The organism is Absiella sp. AM09-50, from assembly GCF_003433845.1.
GTDB classification, from domain to species: domain Bacteria; phylum Bacillota_I; class Bacilli_A; order Erysipelotrichales; family Erysipelotrichaceae; genus Hoskinsella; species Hoskinsella hominis.
In genome coordinates, this window is record NZ_QVFI01000004.1 from 195544 (window position 1) to 210407 (window position 14864).

Genomic DNA, 14864 nt, shown 5'->3' on the forward strand with positions numbered 1-14864 from the left:
ACAAACCCTCTTCGTTTACGATGTAGTTCAGATGATTTCTCGGATGGTATGAATGACACCGAGCAGCAGCCCGATGAAGAAGGCAAGTCCTCCGATAAGACCGCCTATGATTAAGTTCAATGCGAAGATGCCGACTGAGCCGGAGATACCGTAGCCGCTGGGAACGAGCCAGAGGCACATCCTCCGGATGCCGAATGGCAAGCCGACGCAGATCCACATAAGGAAGTAGTCACATACGCCGTCAGGCATATAGATCGGCTTGAGAAATGACGCGAGGCAGAACGCAAGCGCGATTGGAAGCAGAACCTCCTTCAAGAAGACTTTGATAGCACCCACTATATCCTCCTTCTGCCGGAAGTGTGCAGCAGCACCCTCCGGCTTGCTTGATTATTGTGAAAGTCCTTTGTTTTCGGTCAAAAAAAGAAGGGACTAAGCCAGAATGCCTTGATTTTCAAGGTCTTTCTGATTTAGTCCTATTATCGCACAATAATCCTTCGTAACAACGCAGTTGATTTTCCCGTCCTCAATGTCATCAATCATTCTCTGAAAATCCGGCCTGTCAAAGTTCGTTCCAGACCATCCATCGTCGATATATTCATCTATGACATTCAGGCCATGCTCGGCGGCATATTGCCGGAGCATCATGCGTTGTGTCTGAATACTCCCGCTTTCTCCTTGCAGTTCATCGTCCCGGCTCAATCTCATATAAAGCGCCGTGTTGTAAATCGTAGTATTGTAAGGTTGTTTCACCGTAAAAATCCTCCTTCTAAAGAAACAACCCACGCTTACAATACTTTTGCTCTATGGCAATTATATCATAAGCGTGGGCGTGTTATCAATGATGGGCTATCAGGTTGAAGCGGCTTTTTCTGCGGTATGCCGCACCACATCTACAATCAGATCACCGAGGGGCTTCCCGCCTGCGGCGAAGTGTTCGGAGATTTTTATACGGTTGTTCCCACATACAAAATACTGCGTGCCGTTCTCTGCTTGTATAACCTGCCCTGTTCGGGGTGTAAAAATATCGCTTTCACTTTTTGCCATCCAGTGTCCTCCATATTCAGTTTTCAAGGTACAATGCCGCACAGAGGCGGCGAAAATTTCTGCTTATATCTATCACCTTTCCTTTACCGTGTGCCGCTGCTGACGTTTCAGTTCCGCCAGTATATCCGGCGGGATACGGTCAACCAGCCGCTGTAAATTGTCCAGTTCGCTTTTCAGCTTTGCCCGTTCCATCGTATCTTTCATCTTTCCTTTTTCGCTGGCCTTTGCCCTTGCTTCCAACTTCTCATTCTCCGCCAGCAGGTCATTGATTGTGACCTTGTACTTTTTCAACTGCCCGGAGAAATTCTCCATCTGCGGGAACCACTTTTTCAGCATGGAGAGGGCTTCCTCTTTTTTCTTTCCGGCGTTCAGCGGGTTAATGCCGTCCAGTGTGGCTTCAATGGCTCTTGCCTGCCGGGAGAGGGAAACCGCCTGTTTGAAAAGCCGGGTGGGGATATGCTTCCGGCCTGTCCTGCTGGCGCTCTCCCCACGCTCCAAGTCAGGATATTTCTCCACCATATAGGCGTGAAAATCGTCCTGCCACTTCGTCAGGTTTGCCCGGTTGCCGATAATCTCCTTTGCACACAGGCGGTTGTCCTTTGTCAGCGGAACAAAGGTCAAATGCAGGTGGGGCGTTTTCTCGTCCATGTGTACCACCGCCGACACGATATTTTCCCGTCCTACCCGGCCAATGAGGAAGTCCGCCGCCCTCTGGAAAAACGCCTGTATCTCCTTTGGGGATTTCCCCTTGAAAAACTCCGGGCTGGCAGTTACCAGCGTATCGACAAACCGTGTGCTGTCCTTGCGGGTTCGGCACCCGGCCTGTTCAATGCGGTTTTGAATGAAATGATAGTACCTGCCCTCTGGCTTGACGATATGAAAGTTGTACTTGCTCCGGCTTGTGTCAATGTCGGGGTTGCTGGCGTATTGTTCTTTCTGTCTTTCGTGATGGGCTTCCAGCGGCCTTGCCGGGTTGCCCTTGTGCTTCTCAAACCGCAAAATTGCGTGTTGTGCCATTCTGCTCCTTTCCCCATTCCTTTCCTATCCGGGGTTTTCCACAGGGAAAATCCCGCAGAAATTAGCTCGGATAGGATTGGAATGGATAGAATATAAATAAATCTTTTTAATCTTTGTATTTCTATATACCGTCCGGTTTTCGTACTTCCGGGGAGTGATTTCCTCACTTCATAAGTACGGTTTTCAGCCCTCCGGCGTACCAGAACCGGATTTCTTGAAGTCGGTGTTTGGAACCGCTTCATAGGATTTTGGGAAAATGCGGTTGGGTTTTCCACAGCCCTGCTTCTGGATCTCCACCAGCCCGGCGTATTGCAGTTCCCGCAGGGTGTTTACCGCTTTCTGCCGCCCACAGTGGAGCAGGTCAACCACCTCGCAGATGGGATAGTACAGATAAATCCGTCCGCAATCATCCGCCCACCCATTCTTGCGGGATAACTCTGTCCGGCGCAGGATAAAGGCGTACAGAACCTTTGCCTCGTTGGACAAGGGCTTGAATGTGGGGGCTTCAAAGAGGAAATTCGGGAGCCGGGTGAAGCTGAACGCCTTTTCCGGCTGATGGATATAGATGGTATTTGTCATAGTGCGTTTTGTGGACGGTTAGAAGCCCGTTTTCCGGGGCGGGCGATACTTTATACCACCAGCCCCGGTTTGGGGCTTGCGAAGCCTGATAAATCAAGGCTTTTTTCGCTCCTAACTGTCCACAGCAGACCTCCTTTTCCGTTCACTTTCTGTTTTCTGCCGCCTGTGAACTCTGGCGGCACAGCCGGGGCAGTATTTTGCCCGGTTGGATTTGGGGACGAACACACCGCCGCAGACCTCACAGCGTTTCAAGTCCTTATCCCGGAAAATCTCCGCTTCCAGCGTCCCGTCCAGCGGCAAGACCGCCCAGCGGAACCACTTACAGCAGACCGAGAAAGAAATCGTCTGCGGACAGGTGCAGGTGTCCCCATCGTCAAGGACAATGCAGTTGCCGTCCTCACAGCAACAGCACTCCCGGCGTATCAGGCTGGCCGCCTGTTTTCTCTGCGCCGGGGTCATGCGGTAAAGGGAACCGTCCGGCCTGCGTTCCAGCGGCGGCAAGTCTTTATAGGGGTTATCTCTCATGCGTTCCCTCCATTTTGCTTTCCGTTGCCGTTCTCCCCGAAAAGGTTTCCTGCCCCATTCCTGCGGCGTGTTCCGGCGTTGGCACGCTCCTCGCAACTTCGGGACATTTTGTCCCGAAGTCCGACTCCTTGCGGTGCTTCCCCAGCCGGGGTATTCCTTTTCGGACGGTCATTCTGTTTTCAAGGTGCCGTCCATCGATGAACTACCCTAAGTCTACACGAAAAAAATGCAATTCCCGGAATATTGCGAGAATTGCATTTTGATGAAGTTTACACTTTGGAAATTGCATTTTTGCAATCATTCTGTATAATGGAAGTATGCGGAGGAGGTGCGTATCTATGGCTTTACCCGGAACGCCCGGACAGCGGATTTCCGATTTATGCAACGGGAACCACATCACACAAAAGGAACTTGCGGAGAAGATAGGCGTTTCCGCTTCCCAGTTGAGCCGCATTGTCAGCGGCGAAACAAGAACGGTCAGCAGTGATATTCTCATAGGTGTGGCAAAGGAATTTAAGGTATCGACAGACTACATACTGGGCTTGTCTACCGTGAGCGTTCGTAAAAGCTACGATATTTCTGAATTAGGCTTGTCCGAGGGAGCCGTGAGGGGGCTTGTGACGGGTGCTGTTGATGTGCAAATCCTCAACCGCCTGTTGGAACACAGGAATTTTCCTAAGCTGATAGATTTGATACGGATTTATTTTCAGGATACGGCGGCAAAGGGCATAACAGCAAGAAACCAGCTTATCGAGATGGCAACGGCTTCCCTGTCCGACCTGATGAAAGAACACCCGGAACACCGGGCAGAAGCGAAGCAGGATTTACAGCTTTTGAACGCCCAAAAGATAGGGGAACATGAAGCGGAGATTGAAAAAATCAAAAATGTGTTCCTGGCTATCCTGCGGGACATTAAGAAAGACATTGACAACGGGGAACAGCCGGGAGAAGCTGTGACCGCCGCTATGTTCCAAGCCATGCGGGACGCACTGGCGGAACAGAAACAAAAACCACTTTCCATTGACGATGTAACGGCGATGATAGCTGGACAGATCGGACAGCTTACACCGATGGATAAAGAAACTGTTGAAATGTTCCAGCAGTTTGCGAAGAAGATGATTGAGCAGGCAGGAACAAAGTGATAAATTTGAATTGTGAGGGAAAATACAGATGAATCAAGGAAGAATTATTGTGATTACAGGCTCACCGGGGACAGGAAAAACAACAACTGCGTCAATTGTCGCAAAGGAATCAGATATGGATAAATCAGTGCATATGCACACCGATGACTTTTTTCATTACTTAAGCAAAGGCGCAATACCACCACATTTGCCAGAATCCAACGAGCAAAATCTGGTTGTCATTGAAGCCTTTTTAGAAGCTGCAAAGCGATATGCTCGTGGCGGATATGATGTAATTGTAGATGGGATTGTCGGGCCATGGTTTTTGGAGCCATGGAAAGCTCTTGCCCAAGAAGATTACGAGGTACACTATATTGTATTAAGAGCGAGTAAAAAAGAAACTATGAAGCGAGCTGTGGAACGCTCAAAATTAGATAGAAAAACAAATATTGAATTAGTGGAAACAATGTGGGAGCAATTTTCCGGTTTGGGAGTATATGAATCAAATGTCATAGACACAACTACATTCACAATTAAAGATACGGTTTCCGCAATAAAAGAAAGAGTTGCATGTGGGACGTCTTTACTATCTTAGACATTCCCATTTGTCAGGAAGATAGCAAAGCCAGCCGAGCCAGTCAACGGTCAAGATGAACGGCGCATTTCATGCGCCGCCGTTGACAGTCCCGCCCGTCTTTGCTAAAGGGTAATCAAGGCGGGAAAGCCCTAAAATGGCTTCACACCTATTTCAATAATTGGAGGAGATAAAAATGAGATCAGAAAAGGAAGTTTATGATATTGTTTTGAATTTTGCAAAAACAGACAAACGCATTCGCATGGTTACTTTGGAAGGATCTAGAACAAATACAAATATTCCGCCTGATGATTTTCAGGATTTTGATATTACTTTTTTTGTTACGGATATGGACAGCTTCACAAGTGATGATAAATGGCTAGATATATTTGGTGAAAGGTTGATTCTGCAAAAGCCGGAAGATATGGAATTATTTCCAGCTGTAGAAAAGGGATTTTCATATTTAATGCTGTTTACTGATGATGTTAAGATAGATTTAACTTTGCTGCCGCTGGAACTGATAGACGAGTATTTTACATGGGATAAACTGGTAAAGTTACTGTTGGATAAAGACAACCGTATCGTAAAGCCGCCAATACCAACGGATATAGACTACCACTTGCAGAAGCCTACTCAAAGAATGTTTGACGATTGCTGTAATGAATTTTGGAATACTACAACATATGTAGTAAAGGGCTTATGCCGCAAAGAAATTCTTTTTGCTATTGACCATATGAATGATATAGTACGAAAAGAATTGCTTCGCATGATTTCCTGGCTGATTGGTATCAAACAGGGATTTCATTTCAGTTTGGGAAAAAACTATAAATTTATGAAGCAATATGTCCCAGAGGAATTGTGGGAACGACTTATGTCCACTTATAATATGGATTCCTATCCCCATATGTGGGAATCCTTTGAACAATGTATGGCATTGTTCCGGGAGGTTTCGTCAGAAGTGGCATGCCAGTTGGATTACCAGTATCCACTATATGATGAAAAAATCAGTAATTATGTGATTCGGCAAAAGAAAAAATATGGCATTGAAGATGATAACAAATAAAATTTTTTCAATCGAAAAAATTTATTTTGATTATTCAATTTTGAAAAACTGAATACCTCAAAATCAGAAAGAGAGCGGCCAAGCACTTTGAGGGATTGGCCGCCTTGTCCACCCATCCAGCGGGACAGCGGGCGGAGGTCAAGGCCGGGTGTAAACCCGTTCATTTCAGCCTTGACGGTTGCCCGTTGTCCTGCTACTTTTCCGGGAGTGTGGCCACAACTTCGGGACACTTTGTCCACAAGTTGGAGCGTAGGACGAGGAACTGGGGCTTTCATATACGCCCTGTCTGCTGATGAGTCCAGACCTGCGCTTGCGGCTCCACGCCACGCAAGCACAGCCCTGTTTTCCTGCCGCTTCAAATGCCCTTGCCCTCCCCGGCGGCAACGGCATTTTCACGGCAACGCCGGCAGAGCGTATAACACACTACACTTTGCTTCGCAAAGTCGTGTGCCAAATGGGGGCGTTGCCCCCTTTGGAAACCCCCACAAGAAAAGGCGGTACGCTACCCCTCCACGGGGCGCATACCGCCTTTTCTTGTTATCCAGCCCTCCGGCTGTATCGGTTGAGCAAAAGTCCGCGTGGGATTGATGTGGTATCTTTAACTTTGGGAAACTCCTGTTTCCCAACGAGAAACAGACTTGTTACTGACCCCGATTTTATCCGCCAGCTCACTTTGTGTATATCCTTTTTCTTTACGCAGCTGTGCTAAACGTTTTGCGAAATTTTCCATAACTGACACCTCTTTTCTAACTATATTATGACATATATATACACATTGCGCTATCCTGTATATCGAGAATTACTCCCGTTATATGAGAATCGCCTTATTTTAAGCCAATACTCAATAATGATCACCTGAACACAAATGATTTTTTAACCGCCTTTCCTATTGTTTCTTTTATCTAACTATTGTATCCTAGAGGCATGGAGGTGATCTTATGCAGGTAAAGAAAGAAGATTTACGCCAACAGATTTTAGAAGCCGCAAAACAGGAATTTTTAGATAAAGGTTATGAAAACAGTTCCATGCGTGTGATTGCGAAAAAAGCCAATACAACCATGGGGAATATTTATCATTATTTTGATAATAAAGAAGCTCTGCTTACTACCCTGCTAGATCCGGTTATCGAAAACCTGAATCATTTGGCAGAAGAACATTTTGTTCAGGATGATCAAGATTATACCATTGATGATATTGAAGAAGCATTTGATTTAATCAATACACAAATAGAATTGACCGAATTTCGTTATCTCATGGATGAGTGCTTATTGATTTTATTTGATTTAAAGACAACGCATTATGTAGAGCTGCGAGAAGCCTTCATGGAGAAAGCTAGAAATCATATGAAATTTCATATGAAAATGGAAAATGATGAAAGTGGTTATTTGGATATTGTCACCAATATGTTTGTGGATTGTATCCGTCATGTATTGGAAGAAAAGAAAAACCCAGAAGAAACCAGACAGGAATTTATGAAGGTGTTTCGTATGTTATGTACAGGACTTGTGACCATTAAAAAATAGTCAAAAAAGCATGTGTTTCACATACATGTTTTTATTATGCCAAAAAAGGAGGAATTTTTATGATTCAGGCAAACAACATATCTAAAATCTATCATGTAGGTAGTCAGGATATCTATGCATTAAAACAAGTATCTTTTACCATAGAAGATGGTGAATTTGTGGTAATCTTAGGTCCCAGTGGGGCTGGAAAAAGTACCTTATTAAATATTTTAGGAGGCATTGATGTATTAGATGAAGGAGAGATCCTTGTAAATGAACATGCATTATCGAAGAAAAATGAACAGCAGCTTTGTGATTACCGTGCCAAAGAAATCGGTTTTGTATTTCAATTTTATAATTTGATTCCAACCCTTACTGTATATGAAAATGTTGCCTTGATGAAGGATATCAAAAAGGATATTCTACCTGTACATCAAATCTTAGAGGATGTTGGTTTAAAAGAGCATAAAAAACAGTTTCCAGGACAATTATCTGGTGGTGAACAACAGCGTGTATCCATTGCGCGTGCCTTATGTAAAAATCCAAATATTTTATTATGTGATGAACCAACCGGTGCCTTGGATAGTGATACAGGCAAAATGATATTATCCCTTTTACAAAACATGTGCCGCACTTATCATAAGACCACCATTATCGTTACCCATAATGCGGCAATCGCCCCTTGTGGAGATAAAGTCATTTCTATTCATAATGGTACGATTTCTTCGATCATCACGCATGAACATCCCATGGATATAAAGGAAGTGGAATGGTAATGTTAACTAGAAAAATGTTACGGGATGTATGGAAATCAAAGACCAGTTTCCTTGCCATCTTCTTACTTATGTTAATGGGCTGTTATATCTTTTCCGGTATCAGTAGTGAATATCAGGGAATGCAAAAAAGCCTGGATACGTTCATGAAGGAATGTGATATGGCTGAAGCAACTGTGATGGCAGAAAGTTTTCCAAAACAATACAGTCAAGATATACAAGCACAGGAGGTCATGTCACTTTCTGCCTACTTTCAAGATCATGATGATACCTCACTAGATGTTCATATCATCAAGGAAAATAAAATATCCAAAATAAAAATCATAGAAGGAAAACCATTTGATACTACCAGTGATGGGGTATGGCTGGATGAACGTTTTGCGAAAGCACACCATTTACAGGTGAATGATACCATCACATTTACGATGCAAAGTAAACCAATCACAAAGAAAATCTTAGCACTTGTCCTGACACCGGAAAATATCTATCAAGTAAAAGATAATGCGATGGTCGCAGATCATATCCACAATGGTTTTCTATATATGAACACATCCCATGTCCCTTTCCCTTTCACACCTACCAAGGTACTTGTAAAAAGTAATCGTGAAGATTTAAAAGATGCATTATTGAAGGACTTTGATGGTAAAAGCGCCTATATTACCATGCGTAAGGATAATCCCAATTACAGTATGCTACAGGATGAAATTCATCAACATAAAGAATTGGGTATGATCTTTTCCATCACCTTTTTAAGTATCGCCTTACTAGTTTCCATCACAACGATTCATCGTTTATTGAACCAACAAACATCTATCATCGCTATATTAAAAGCTTTAGGCTTTCATAAAACACGTTTATATCTACATTATGCAGCGCATGGTACACTCATATCTTTTTGTGGCGCAATGATTGGATGTATCCTAGGAACCCTGACATTTTCTTCTATCACGTATCCTTTTATGAATGAAATCTATACATTACCAAAGCTAACCGCTTCTTCGATCATGTTCACATATGCACTACCTTGCTTATGTGCAGGTCTATCCTTTGTGATTGCCTTATGTATTACCCATCAACATTTACGTTATCCTGCAGCGATGATTTTATCCAACCGCCATACAAAACGCATGCATGCCATTCATTTACCCAAAATATTTCAACGTGCTTCCTTCATTACCCAATGGAATATCAAAGATATCACAAGAAACCCTTTACGTAGTATCATGAGTATTTTCGGTGTCATTGGCTGTACTGCCCTTTTGATTGGTGCCTTTGGTATGTATACGACCATGACGCATTTAACAACTTGGACATTTGAAAAGTTACAGACATATGATTGTAAAATAAATGGGAACTTTGATCAGGATACCATCAATACGCTTCAACAGGCAATGGATGGTGATGAAGTCATGCATACCTATATGGATATCAAAACAAATGGCAAAACCGATCAGCTTTTATTGACAGCATTATCGAATACGCGTTATCAACGTCTTGCCACAGATACAGATACATTTATCCATCTGACAAATGGAGTCGCCATATCAAAAAATATTGCGGATCAATATCATTTGAAACAAGGAGATGTGCTTATATGGAAGCCTTCCAGTATCTCCACATGGCAAACAAATCGTATTGAAGCAATCCTTCGTACCCCTATGGAACAGGGGGTTACCATCATGAAATCTCAAATGCTGAAACAACATCTGCCTTATCATGCAAATGCCATCATTGGCCAAGTTCCCGCAAAAGCATATTTACAATCCTCTCAAATCACTTCTATTCAATATCGTGAGGATATGGAAAAGAATTTAGATACGATGATGGATGCGACCATGATGATGATTTCTGTTTTTATGATTGCGGCAGTACTACTTGGCAGTGTAATTTTATATAATTTAGGAACACTTTCCTATATGGAACGATATCATGAACTAGCAACTTTAAAAGTATTAGGCTTTCAAAGTACAGCCTTGCGTAAAATCATGCTTCAGCAGAATTTCTGGTTAACCTTTATGGGTATCTGTTTGGGGATATTTGAAGGATACTGGTTGTTGAGCTTTATGTTAGGTACCGTACAAAACAGTATGGATGTCATTTTATATCTTCCTGTCTATGTTGTCATACTCGCCTGTGGTGGTACCCTGTTGTTATCTATTTTGATTATATTTATCGTATCCAAGAAAGTCACTTGTATTGATATGGTATCCGCATTAAAATCTGAATACTAAAAAAACAGGCTTTTACGCTATCCAAGTAGAAGCCTGTTATATATTTATCAGATAAGAAAGAAACATCATGATAGCTATTATGACACCGAGAACACAAGCACATAAAAATAGCACAATGAGTAGAAGAATCAACTTTCTGATAATCAGGTTGGGAAAATAACGTTTTAATTTATTTTCGATATGATGTGGAATTTCCTCTGTCATAAATAAGAAATCCAATATCTTCAACAAGCCTCGATGAATGGAAAACACATTCATATAAATTAAAATGGACAGAAACAATACGATGCCAATCACAACCATATAAAAGCCCTTCATTGTAACCATAAAATCTATATTGAAAAACAACCCGATCATTAACGTCCAGATTGCGCCAATCAATAACAAGCGCTTTTCATTCTTGGTACTTTTATAGTATTGTTGTTCCAAATCGGAATGAAAGCCATGTGTCTGTCCCCATTTTTCATAATATGATACCAGACCATCTTTTTCTTTATAATGCAGCTGGATATACGCACAAAAATCTCTTGCAGTCTTTCGCTCTTCTATTTGCTGCTGTAGTTTATTCATTGCCTGTGCCATAAATTCATCCATGGATTGCTCACTTTCGTAATATTGACGAATATCTTCGATTGGAATAAACAAATCACGAAATAAGCGTATTTCTTTTAACCGTTCAATTTGTGATGCATCATATTCCCGATATCCATTTTCACTGCGTTCTACATCTAATAATCCCATGGCCTCATAATAACGAATACTTTTGCTTGATAAGCCACATTGTTCACTCACTTCTTTAATTTTCATAAGCTCACCTCGAAGATATGATAAACCTTCCATGAACAGGAAGGTCAATATTTTTTCTTTATCTTCTCCATTTTATCATTTTATAGCTATGAAAACCAGTGTGAATCTTCTGATATGTAATGTGCATCAAATTCCACATAACGATAATCCTGTATCCCATGTAGATGCATAGGTTCATGATCCAGATATTCCTTTAATCTTTCTTCTGTATCACTTTTGATTAGAAAAACACCTCCACTTTGATCCTTTTTCAAACCGGATAAGAAAATCATTCCCTCATCCATTGCTTTTTGAGTATATGCCATATGCTGTTTCATAATTTCATCATTTAATTTATCCACATTTTTCAACATGCCTTCTACCATAAAATATTTCATTATCAAATCCTCCTGTTTGTTTCTATCATACAGAAGTATGCGTTCTTTTTCTATTCTCATGCACAAAAAAAGCGTTATAAACGCTTTTCAATACTTCTTATATATGCTTTTTCAAAATCAGAAATTGTATTTTTGATATGCTTCCAATTGTCTAATTCAAAATCAATAAATCCAATACCTAAAGATTTTCCTTGTCTACTACCTATTATTTTATAATTATATTCGTAATTAAGATATTTTATCATATTTTGATTCATCTCTGTTTTTAGTTTTATACTGTCAAAATCAGTACTTGTATTCATCCTAATCATGATTCTTACCTTTTTTTTCTTGAGATGATGCACTTCTAATTGAAGATATGTTGAAACTTCATCTTCTGGCTTTGTTTTTATTTTTCTTTTATTCCAAGTTAAGCACTCGAAATTATTTTTGCTTACATGCCCACACCATATAAAATCATGTAATATTTGATGCTCATATAAACTATCAAAAAACAAATAAGCATTTACCTCATGATCATAAATATTTATGAAGTTCCCTTTCAATAAAGCAGAATATATTGTTTCTTGATATTCATAATTTTCCTTGATTATTTGATAATAATCTTTAACATAATCTAATATATTTTCACTTGTTCCCTGAAAAAGGTAATATAAATCTTTTAATGTTAGAATGGTATACTTAGAATTTTTATTATTTATTGCATCACGTTCCCATTTATTCATATAACCGGATTTAACAAATGATATAAATAGATTATCATTATTATATAGCGTGCTATCCTCGTATAATACTGCTTGATAATATGGATATATTTGATGATGTTCCAACGAACTTACCTTATCTTCAATAATTAAATACAATTTTTCTTTATTTATACTTTTTTCTATAGTCAAAAAAATATCAAGTCTTCCTTTTCCTTTATTTAATAAAACTATTTTCTGAGTCCTAATATCCGTCACAAAATATTCGAATTGATCTTTTTTACCAAGCATTGCCTTTAAGAATTTCTGTGATAGAGAGAACGTATCATAAATTAACATTTTACCTTCCTTACTAGAATAACTTAATAACCAACAAAAAAATGCATCTTGTGATAACTCACTAGTCGCATAATGAAATAAATTATGACTTATCATATTATCTTCCATAATCAATTACCCTTTCTGCAAAATTATCATACTACTTTAACCAATATTATGAATAAATGTAAAATTTCGTTTCATATATGTACTTTCTTTTGATAATACTTTTTTAAGATATCCTTTGCTTGATTCTTTGTTAATATATTAGCTGCTAAAATACTATTTATCAAAAAACTTAGTTCACTTTTTGTAAATTGACGTTCATTTAAATAATAGCTTTTTTGATTACAAATATCATATCCTAAATCTGAAAGATTTTGAAGTACACTTCCAACTGCTTTTCTGGCTATTTCTAAATCATAATACTTATTTAATAATTGTATGATATCATTTTTTGTTAATGGATGAGCTTCATCTGAGTAATCTTCAAGTAATTTGAGTACACAGACTGGTAATAATTTTTTATCCATATGACACCTCCTCGTATTTATATCATACTCTTTTAAAAAAATATGTCTAACTGTTTATATAATTAGCCGCAATAATTGTTATAATTATTTCATCATCTAAATCTTTATTGATTACATACAACAAAAAAAGCGTTATAAACGCTTTTCAAAGTTACCACTGACATTCATGCCTTCTTGGAAAATTACAAAGGCTTTGGGATCATTTTTCTCAATAATCTTTTTAATCTGATTGGTTTCATATTTATTAATGACCGTTACCATGATATTGGTATCTGTTTTGGTATAGGCACCTGCACCTTTCCAATAGGTTACACCACGCCCTGTTTCACGCATAATATCTTCCTGTATGTTCTCGTTTTTTGAAAAGATCATACAGGTAATGTTGATGTTTTGATAATGCGTCTTATCTACAACAAGTGAAAAACATGCCATATAAATAATAGAATAGATTGCGGTAGATACATCAAATAAAATCGCACATACAATATAAACAAATGCATTCACGATAAGTGACAGTTTTCCTACTGAGAAATTATCAAATTTCTTTGTGAAATATACACCCAGTATATCCAATCCACCACCACTGCCACTGCTTCTAAGTGCCAATCCGATACCAAAACCACCAATTAAACCACCAATGACGCAGCTTGCCAATACATCGTCTAAGATTGCTGTCTGGGGAATCATAATCAACGTAAAGGATACTGTTTGTACAATGACACATAATAATGTTTTGATAAAGAACTTTCTTGAAATACTTCTATAAGCCATGATGAACAATGGAATATTGATTAAAAAGTTAATGATACCTGCGATATCAAATGAATTTAATATATCTAATCCTAAATACTGAATCATCAAAGTACGAATGATCTGGGCAATACCGATAATTCCACCACTGTATAGATCCAGTGGAACGATAAACAAGTTCACACTTAACGCAAATAAAAACCCGCCAATGATCACACCGGCAAACTGCTTTATATCATTTTTATCCATGATTTTATTTCTCCTCAAGTTTCAAGGTCATTTTATCATTTGTTGAAAAGATTGTAAATGCGAAATATTTGTAATTTTTATCCAAAAACAGGCAGAAGGCACCAACTTCAACGGCGATAAGTAAGTTGGAATACAAGCTGTACACCCTTCGCTGTTTTTTCGCGTTTGTTTTTATCACAATATTCCACATAATATTCGTAAGCATTTCCCCTCTTTTTGTGCTATTATCAGCTTAATTATAAAATAGAAAATAGATGAAAGGATGTATGAATTGATTTCGTACATCCTTTTTTCAATGAAATCTCCATTATGTATTTTCTTATTTTATGGTTGTCTATGATTGATTTGATTTTGAAATTCATCAAATGTATCACATGTTAAAATGAGGGCAGGTACTTGTTCTAATTGATCAGATGATAAAGATGATAACCAAGCAGAAGCATCCGTGTGATATTTTAATGAAAGCATTTGTTTTATGATTTCTTCTGTTCTTTCTTTTTTACCTTGTTCAATGCCTTTTTCCATTCCTTCTTCTAAACCTTCTTTTCTACTGATTTCAATCAAACTTTCTTCAATCATCTGCGCTTCTTCAAGTTTCTCGGCCATTGTCCATATAGATTTGTTTTGTTTCATTCTTTTATATCTACTCATAATAACATTCACCATCTTTCCTGGTTCTATTGTATCACAAGGCTCG

Annotated in this window: 18 protein-coding genes and 2 pseudogenes; 6 read left to right on the forward strand and 14 right to left on the reverse strand. The window is 39.4% G+C overall.

Annotated elements, in window-relative coordinates:
* Positions 1-27: 27 nt before the first annotated feature.
* The 6 genes and pseudogenes from DW114_RS05935 to DW114_RS05965 form a co-directional block, all read right to left on the reverse strand.
* Positions 28-336 (reverse strand): DUF6050 family protein, encoded by a 309-nt coding sequence (locus tag DW114_RS05935; RefSeq protein ID WP_005934801.1) that lies wholly within the window; start codon positions 334-336, stop codon positions 28-30.
* Positions 337-489: 153 nt separating this feature from the next.
* Positions 490-705 (reverse strand): annotated as a pseudogene (locus tag DW114_RS05940) (recombinase family protein); the annotation flags it as partial.
* Between the two features lie 144 nt (positions 706-849).
* Entirely contained in the window at positions 850-1044 is a 195-nt protein-coding gene (locus DW114_RS05945) for a hypothetical protein (RefSeq protein WP_002334813.1), read from the reverse strand.
* A gap of 72 nt (positions 1045-1116) precedes the next feature.
* On the reverse strand, positions 1117-2061 hold the full coding sequence (gene mobV / locus DW114_RS05950; RefSeq protein WP_002334814.1) for a MobV family relaxase: 945 nt from the start codon (positions 2059-2061) through the stop codon (positions 1117-1119).
* A gap of 183 nt (positions 2062-2244) precedes the next feature.
* Complete coding sequence (locus DW114_RS05960; RefSeq protein ID WP_002588752.1) at positions 2245-2640, reverse strand: replication initiator protein A; 396 nt, start codon at positions 2638-2640, stop codon at positions 2245-2247.
* A 111-nt stretch (positions 2641-2751) separates the two neighbouring features.
* A complete protein-coding gene (locus DW114_RS05965; protein ID WP_002588751.1) occupies positions 2752-3165 on the reverse strand; it encodes a cysteine-rich VLP domain-containing protein in 414 nt (137 codons plus the stop codon).
* A 338-nt stretch (positions 3166-3503) separates the two neighbouring features.
* On the opposite strand from DW114_RS05965, the gene DW114_RS05975 reads away from it, so the two are divergent.
* The 3 genes from DW114_RS05975 to DW114_RS05985 all read left to right on the forward strand — a co-directional run bounded on the left by DW114_RS05975 (position 3504) and on the right by DW114_RS05985 (position 5923).
* The gene (locus DW114_RS05975; RefSeq protein ID WP_002334816.1) at positions 3504-4307 is read left to right on the forward strand and encodes a helix-turn-helix domain-containing protein; all 804 of its coding nucleotides are present in this window, start codon (positions 3504-3506) and stop codon (positions 4305-4307) included.
* A 28-nt stretch (positions 4308-4335) separates the two neighbouring features.
* Positions 4336-4881, forward strand: a complete 546-nt coding sequence (locus tag DW114_RS05980; RefSeq protein WP_001071501.1) for an AAA family ATPase — start codon at positions 4336-4338, stop codon at positions 4879-4881.
* A gap of 175 nt (positions 4882-5056) precedes the next feature.
* Positions 5057-5923 carry an aminoglycoside 6-adenylyltransferase AadE gene (locus DW114_RS05985; protein WP_001255868.1) on the forward strand — a complete coding sequence of 289 codons (867 nt, stop codon included), beginning with the start codon at positions 5057-5059 and terminating at the stop codon, positions 5921-5923.
* Here DW114_RS05985 and DW114_RS05990 read toward each other — a convergent pair.
* Together DW114_RS05990 and DW114_RS06000 are read right to left on the reverse strand one after the other, a co-directional pair.
* The gene (locus DW114_RS05990; protein WP_002334817.1) at positions 5872-6282 is read right to left on the reverse strand and encodes a hypothetical protein; all 411 of its coding nucleotides are present in this window, start codon (positions 6280-6282) and stop codon (positions 5872-5874) included. The genes DW114_RS05985 and DW114_RS05990 overlap by 52 nt on opposite strands.
* A 239-nt stretch (positions 6283-6521) precedes the next feature.
* Positions 6522-6653 (reverse strand): helix-turn-helix domain-containing protein, encoded by a 132-nt coding sequence (locus DW114_RS06000; protein ID WP_117452853.1) that lies wholly within the window; start codon positions 6651-6653, stop codon positions 6522-6524.
* A 208-nt stretch (positions 6654-6861) separates the two neighbouring features.
* Between DW114_RS06000 and DW114_RS06005 the strand changes: the two genes are divergently transcribed.
* Genes DW114_RS06005 through DW114_RS06015 form a run of 3 tightly spaced genes read left to right on the forward strand, consistent with a single transcriptional unit; the run spans position 6862 to position 10429 of the window.
* A complete protein-coding gene (locus DW114_RS06005) occupies positions 6862-7446 on the forward strand; it encodes a TetR/AcrR family transcriptional regulator (RefSeq protein ID WP_117452854.1) in 585 nt (194 codons plus the stop codon).
* Between the two features lie 59 nt (positions 7447-7505).
* Positions 7506-8201 (forward strand): ABC transporter ATP-binding protein, encoded by a 696-nt coding sequence (locus DW114_RS06010; protein ID WP_117452855.1) that lies wholly within the window; start codon positions 7506-7508, stop codon positions 8199-8201.
* On the forward strand, positions 8201-10429 hold the full coding sequence (locus DW114_RS06015) for an ABC transporter permease (protein ID WP_158552168.1): 2229 nt from the start codon (positions 8201-8203) through the stop codon (positions 10427-10429). The genes DW114_RS06010 and DW114_RS06015 overlap by 1 nt, the downstream gene beginning before the upstream one ends.
* Before the next feature lie 36 nt (positions 10430-10465).
* On the opposite strand, the gene DW114_RS06020 is transcribed toward DW114_RS06015, so the two are convergent.
* From DW114_RS06020 to DW114_RS06050, 6 genes and pseudogenes are all read right to left on the reverse strand, one after another.
* Entirely contained in the window at positions 10466-11236 is a 771-nt protein-coding gene (locus DW114_RS06020; protein ID WP_158552167.1) for a MerR family transcriptional regulator, read from the reverse strand.
* 86 nt (positions 11237-11322) lie between these two features.
* Positions 11323-11613, reverse strand: a complete 291-nt coding sequence (locus tag DW114_RS06025; protein ID WP_117452858.1) for a YciI family protein — start codon at positions 11611-11613, stop codon at positions 11323-11325.
* A gap of 74 nt (positions 11614-11687) precedes the next feature.
* Positions 11688-12764 carry a hypothetical protein gene (locus tag DW114_RS06030; RefSeq protein ID WP_117452859.1) on the reverse strand — a complete coding sequence of 359 codons (1077 nt, stop codon included), beginning with the start codon at positions 12762-12764 and terminating at the stop codon, positions 11688-11690.
* A gap of 71 nt (positions 12765-12835) precedes the next feature.
* A complete protein-coding gene (locus DW114_RS06035) occupies positions 12836-13168 on the reverse strand; it encodes a hypothetical protein (RefSeq protein WP_117452860.1) in 333 nt (110 codons plus the stop codon).
* A gap of 132 nt (positions 13169-13300) precedes the next feature.
* Positions 13301-14167 (reverse strand): YitT family protein, encoded by an 867-nt coding sequence (locus tag DW114_RS06040; RefSeq protein ID WP_117452861.1) that lies wholly within the window; start codon positions 14165-14167, stop codon positions 13301-13303.
* 324 nt (positions 14168-14491) lie between these two features.
* Positions 14492-14864, reverse strand: a pseudogene (locus DW114_RS06050) (hypothetical protein); the annotation flags it as partial.

Bases quoted from the DNA above. Each gene is read 5' to 3' on its own strand.
- DW114_RS05945 (WP_002334813.1), bottom strand. From the start codon at position 1,044: ATGGCAAAAAGTGAAAGCGATATTTTTACACCCCGAACAGGGCAGGTT.
- mobV (WP_002334814.1), bottom strand. From the start codon at position 2,061: ATGGCACAACACGCAATTTTGCGGTTTGAGAAGCACAAGGGCAACCCG.
- DW114_RS05960 (WP_002588752.1), bottom strand. From the start codon at position 2,640: ATGACAAATACCATCTATATCCATCAGCCGGAAAAGGCGTTCAGCTTC.
- DW114_RS05965 (WP_002588751.1), bottom strand. From the start codon at position 3,165: ATGAGAGATAACCCCTATAAAGACTTGCCGCCGCTGGAACGCAGGCCG.
- DW114_RS05975 (WP_002334816.1), top strand. From the start codon at position 3,504: ATGGCTTTACCCGGAACGCCCGGACAGCGGATTTCCGATTTATGCAAC.
- DW114_RS05980 (WP_001071501.1), top strand. From the start codon at position 4,336: ATGAATCAAGGAAGAATTATTGTGATTACAGGCTCACCGGGGACAGGA.
- DW114_RS05985 (WP_001255868.1), top strand. From the start codon at position 5,057: ATGAGATCAGAAAAGGAAGTTTATGATATTGTTTTGAATTTTGCAAAA.
- DW114_RS06000 (WP_117452853.1), bottom strand. From the start codon at position 6,653: ATGGAAAATTTCGCAAAACGTTTAGCACAGCTGCGTAAAGAAAAAGGA.
- DW114_RS06005 (WP_117452854.1), top strand. From the start codon at position 6,862: ATGCAGGTAAAGAAAGAAGATTTACGCCAACAGATTTTAGAAGCCGCA.
- DW114_RS06010 (WP_117452855.1), top strand. From the start codon at position 7,506: ATGATTCAGGCAAACAACATATCTAAAATCTATCATGTAGGTAGTCAG.
- DW114_RS06015 (WP_158552168.1), top strand. From the start codon at position 8,201: ATGTTAACTAGAAAAATGTTACGGGATGTATGGAAATCAAAGACCAGT.
- DW114_RS06020 (WP_158552167.1), bottom strand. From the start codon at position 11,236: ATGAAAATTAAAGAAGTGAGTGAACAATGTGGCTTATCAAGCAAAAGT.
- DW114_RS06025 (WP_117452858.1), bottom strand. From the start codon at position 11,613: ATGAAATATTTTATGGTAGAAGGCATGTTGAAAAATGTGGATAAATTA.
- DW114_RS06030 (WP_117452859.1), bottom strand. From the start codon at position 12,764: ATGGAAGATAATATGATAAGTCATAATTTATTTCATTATGCGACTAGT.
- DW114_RS06035 (WP_117452860.1), bottom strand. From the start codon at position 13,168: ATGGATAAAAAATTATTACCAGTCTGTGTACTCAAATTACTTGAAGAT.
- DW114_RS06040 (WP_117452861.1), bottom strand. From the start codon at position 14,167: ATGGATAAAAATGATATAAAGCAGTTTGCCGGTGTGATCATTGGCGGG.